At 34.9% G+C, this 4,546-nt stretch carries 6 protein-coding genes; 2 read left to right on the top strand and 4 right to left on the bottom strand.

The features are described 5' to 3' along the window. Positions 1–412 (top strand): tyrosine-type recombinase/integrase (locus tag AC11W3_RS09980; protein ID WP_484092949.1); only part of this gene is annotated, 412 nt, incomplete at its 5' end. Between the two features lie 387 nt (positions 413–799). Beyond that, a complete protein-coding gene (locus tag AC11W3_RS09975) occupies positions 800–1,138 on the top strand; it encodes a hypothetical protein (RefSeq protein ID WP_484092948.1) in 339 nt (112 codons plus the stop codon). A gap of 114 nt (positions 1,139–1,252) precedes the next feature. Here AC11W3_RS09975 and AC11W3_RS09970 read toward each other — a convergent pair whose 3' ends face one another. Genes AC11W3_RS09970 through AC11W3_RS09955 form a run of 4 tightly spaced genes read right to left on the bottom strand, consistent with a single transcriptional unit; the run spans position 1,253 to position 4,287 of the window. Then, positions 1,253–3,043: a hypothetical protein gene (locus tag AC11W3_RS09970; RefSeq protein ID WP_484092947.1), complete on the bottom strand. Its 1,791-nt coding sequence runs from the start codon at positions 3,041–3,043 to the stop codon at positions 1,253–1,255. Positions 3,044–3,100: 57 nt separating this feature from the next. Then, a complete protein-coding gene (locus AC11W3_RS09965; protein WP_484092946.1) occupies positions 3,101–3,805 on the bottom strand; it encodes a peptidoglycan-binding domain-containing protein in 705 nt (234 codons plus the stop codon). Then, positions 3,806–3,985 (bottom strand): hypothetical protein, encoded by a 180-nt coding sequence (locus tag AC11W3_RS09960; RefSeq protein WP_484092945.1) that lies wholly within the window; start codon positions 3,983–3,985, stop codon positions 3,806–3,808. Then, positions 3,982–4,287 carry a hypothetical protein gene (locus AC11W3_RS09955; RefSeq protein WP_484092944.1) on the bottom strand — a complete coding sequence of 102 codons (306 nt, stop codon included), beginning with the start codon at positions 4,285–4,287 and terminating at the stop codon, positions 3,982–3,984. The genes AC11W3_RS09960 and AC11W3_RS09955 overlap by 4 nt, the downstream gene beginning before the upstream one ends. Positions 4,288–4,546: the final 259 nt, after the last annotated feature.

Here is a 4,546-nt window from a genome sequence, read left to right as displayed (position 1 = left end):
GTTTTGCGACTTAGAAAATAAGAACATCAATATTGACAGCCGTTTTATAATCGGCGGTGGAAAAACCGAAGCTGGAAAGAATAGAACTGTTCCGATTCACAAAAAAATACTTCCATTAATTGAGAAGTATTACAATCCAGAAAATCAATATCTGCTGTCAAGTAAAATCGGCAGCAAGATGACATATAAAACTTTTCTATTATATTGGACTGAACTTATGACGACTCTTAATATGAAGCACACCCCACACGATACTAGATATACTACTGCCACCCTACTTGATAACGCTGGAGCCAATAAGGTAAGCATTAAAAAAATCATGGGTCATGCAATTTCAGATGTCACAGATGGAGTATATATTCAAAAAGATATTACAGAATTATTACGAGCAATCGACTTAATAAAAATATAACTTGACAAATTTGTAACCTAGTTGTATATTGTCTACATAGAGTAGCTTAATTCAACTTAGACTCTACACAACAAAACCACGGAAAACCCATCATATAGGCACTTTCTAAAACATCTAAAGCTTTTTTCTTCATAACTGCTCCAATCAACAAAGCCTTATAAACAGGCATTCTAACTAATATTAATAATAATTTGTATATTTTGTGTATATTACAATTGTTAAGAAAATGTTAACAAGGCTTCATTATAACATTCGAACAGATTATTTACAATTAAGTTTATTTTCTTACAAATATTATTATTTACAAAAAATCCTATAAGTAGTACAATAACTGCAAGAGTAAATATTAACCAACCATCAACAACCAAATTCAAAGGAGGATTTATAATGAAAAGTATATTAATGTTAGTAATGGCGTTCACATTATTGTCGGAGCCAAAAGTAGCAATTAACTCACAACTGGCTACTAATTTTTACAATGAAATCATAACGCAAAATATTGACTTTGAATATACTGTTGATTATTTAATGTCCGACGATGAAATGACAATAAATGTTTGGTGTGATGAAAAAATTTTTATTGTTTATGATTATAATTTTGATGCACTGCTAAAGATGGACAAGCTTGATGAATTAATGACCGAGTACAATATTAAGACATTTCAGTTTAATGTATATTCTGATGTTGAAGGTAGCGGATATCAATACATGAATGTCGTTTATTAAAAAATCAAAACCCCTCTTTGTACACGCATTGAGGGGTTATTTTTTTGTTGTTTTTTATTGTTGGAGTCACAATATCTTTCGTCTTTACACTGCGAATCGTTTCAATCCAAATGCCTACACGTCCACTCGAAACGATATAGACCCCATTTCGATGTAAGCATTGTTTCCATATGGCTTAACTGTCCCATCTATACCAATTTCAAGATATCCAAACGCTCCGTTGCTTACACATGCTCGGCGTATTATTTGAGACGGTCTATATCCGACTGGTAAAATAAAAGCAGAAGTTCCCAATACTCCATTTTTTATTGACCCTATTAGCTTAACTTCTCCAATAGAATTTTTATAAAATCCAACGGTAGTAGAATTAGATACCCATGAATTAGTGAATGTTGGAGTAATAATTGCTTCCTGTGCTAAATTTGCTTTTAAATTAATTCTTTTATTAATATAAATAAATAATTCTTTTAAATTAAGTAATGAATTAATTGTTCCATTAAACCATTTATTAAGGAATTTAGATAATATCATATCAATTTCAGTAGATGTTGGTTCATTACCAATACCCAAAATAGTTGTAAGGTCTAATGGTAGTATATTTTGGACTTCGACAGACTTTCCGCTCGCTGTAGCCGAATCTACATATTGATGTCTAATCCAAAAGGAAAAGTAATTTCCATTTGTAGAAGTTTCTGTTAATACTGCTGATACATGATAAACAGTATTTATTACTGGAGAATTTATTAATAAAACACTATTACCTATGTCTGCGCCAGACTCATTTTTTGCATATAGCCAAATTGCATTGCACGAACTATTGGTAACTTTAACATCACAGCTTATATAAACTTTCTTACCTATTGACTGTAGTATGCTAAGGTTATTACTTGCTGGTTTTATAGCCGGACTAGAAGACGTTCCATCTCCAGTATTAATCAATACGCTACCGTTTACTGAATTTACAGAGAATGAAGCTGACCATCCAGCAGTTCCATTTCCAAAATCACCATTTATTACAGCGTTTGTTGCAGGGAAATAGGTATCTGCGTCCAATTCTTCTAATCTATCATCTAAAGTAGCAAATATTTTTCCTTTGGTTGCCGAACTTTTTGCATTAGTAATTTCCGCTACCGAATTTGCGGAAGATATTGCGCTGTTTTCCGCGGATGCTTCATATGCCTTTGCATTGTTTTCAGAGGTTTTAGCGGATATTTTGGATAATTCTGCGTTAGTTTCTGACTGCGCAGACGCGTTTTTGCTGTTAAGTGCCAATGTCGCGCTTTGCGAGGCTGACGTTGCTGAACTAGCGGAGTTTGTTTCACTTGTCTTAGCATTTGACTCGCTGATTTTAGCATTGATTTCGGATGTTTTTGCGTTAGTCTCGGATGTTTTTGAATTTGTTTCATTCGTCTTAGTAGCATGCGCGCTTGATAAAGCTTCTGAAGCTTTTATTTTTGAAATTTCTACTTTAGTAACAACAATATCCTTCATTGCCGTTACTCTCTGTTCCATCTGCGCAAACTCTGACGGCAATACGCTAGGAAACATGTTAACCGCATTGATAGCCACTCTAACATTAAAATAACCTATTCCACTATGCCACTTTTCACCAGATTCCGAATACGCGCGAATTTGTACTTGCATCATGCCAGACTTTTGTAATTGGTCTTCTGTGATGTTCCATGTCAATAGTATTGTGTCTGAAATTGTTTTATTTTCTAGGTCAATTACGTTTGTCATTCCGTTAATCGAGCAATCCAATTTAAATGTCATTGCTGTCAAGTCGATGCCTCCATAAGTTAGTGGCACAGAGAACGCTCTGGCTTCGCATCCGTTGTCGCAAGCATACCCAATATCCTTCTCACTATCTGACACGTTCATCTTTCTACCAATTACCGTTATCATATAATCACCGCCTTATTTTTTAAAATTCCCCTAGCCGATTATGACTAGGGGTTATTTTTATTTATTCATTTTATCTCTGGTTAAAGTTCCAACCCTGCCGTCAATAGTTAAGTCGTGTTTCTTCTGATAGTCTCGAATCGCCTTGTCGGTTTTCTTTCCGCAACCCCCATCGATAGAAAGCTTAAATCCATCTTGAACGAGCTCCCATTGAACCCACTTGACAGCAAGTCCTTTCATTCCCTTGAAAACTGTTTCGCTTGGTTCGGGATAAGGATTTTCTTTCACATATTCCAACCAATCTGGAATACCATAGTTTGTCCATCGCAACGGATTGAATTTTTCTTTATGTACGTTGTCTTTGGAAGATTTCATTTCGATTGTATATCCGTTGCCGTCATATAATCCTATGTGAGTCATTTTCTTTTGGACGACACTATACTTAAATACTTGGCACACCTTCTGACGCTGAATTTTGACAATTAAGCCACGTTCAGCACACTTATCATAATATCCTTGTGCGGTTGTATCAAATCCGCTAATTGGGTAAAATGAACCGCTACAATCAGCACCGATTTTGTCTTTGCCTTCGGCAAGTTTCCCATCGTAATAATCTGCATTGTAAGTCTTGGAGCCGAACCATGCAAATAATTTGTGCGTTAACTTCGATGTGATTTTTTCGCTGTTTGCACCCCATAGATAAATAGCCTTGGATTGCCATAAATATTCAAACCATTCGAGTAATTGCTTATTTGTTGGTTTCATCTATTCACCTTCTTTTTTCATCGTTTGCGTTCCAAAATAAAAAGCGATTATCATAGTGAAAATTCCAATAAACTCTTGACCAGAGATTTCTCCTTTGACAGCAAGGAAACTAAAAACCGCCGTCAATATGAGTGTTACGAGTGATTTTACGTTGATTAATTTAGCTAATTTTTCTTTCATGTGTTTACCTTTCCCTTTCGTTCCTCTAATATTTTAATCCGCTCAAATGCCGATTTCAAAACTTCCTCTAGTCGAATTACGCTGTCATGGTCTTCTCTTGCGTTCGCTTTGATGTCTTGCATTTCTTTTTTTATGTCTGCGACACCTTCCTTGATATTTTTCAACTCCGATAGGATGGTTGCCGATTGACTGCCTTCTTCTTTGTTGTCTTTCTTTTTATTTCGCATGTATGCGTTAAAACCGAAAAACGCTGTCAAACAAACTGCGATTACTGATAATAAGATTGTCAATTCAATGGTCATGCATGGGATACCTTCTTTCGTTTGGGATTATTATTAAATATAAAGAGCCTAGGGATCGTGGCTCTAGGCTCTCTTGTGTTTACAGTTGTTACTTCGGAATATAATCCAATTATGTTTGATTACATCTTAAACTATTAACGCATTATCAATAAATTTTTGTGTCTTGTCCAATAATTCGGATAGTAATATACATTTTCTATTTTTAATTATTCCACCCCCGTCACCAATATAAATACTCGTTTCCTTGCCACTATTAAGT

This window comes from Geomonas sp. (genome assembly GCF_056994735.1).
The sequence above is the reverse complement of the archived record's forward strand: the minus strand, read 5'-3'. Positions and strand labels throughout refer to the sequence as shown.

Bases quoted from the DNA above. Each gene is read 5' to 3' on its own strand.
- AC11W3_RS09955 (WP_484092944.1), bottom strand. From the start codon at position 4,287: ATGACCATTGAATTGACAATCTTATTATCAGTAATCGCAGTTTGTTTG.
- AC11W3_RS09975 (WP_484092948.1), top strand. From the start codon at position 800: ATGAAAAGTATATTAATGTTAGTAATGGCGTTCACATTATTGTCGGAG.
- AC11W3_RS09960 (WP_484092945.1), bottom strand. From the start codon at position 3,985: ATGAAAGAAAAATTAGCTAAATTAATCAACGTAAAATCACTCGTAACA.
- AC11W3_RS09965 (WP_484092946.1), bottom strand. From the start codon at position 3,805: ATGAAACCAACAAATAAGCAATTACTCGAATGGTTTGAATATTTATGG.
- AC11W3_RS09970 (WP_484092947.1), bottom strand. From the start codon at position 3,043: ATGATAACGGTAATTGGTAGAAAGATGAACGTGTCAGATAGTGAGAAG.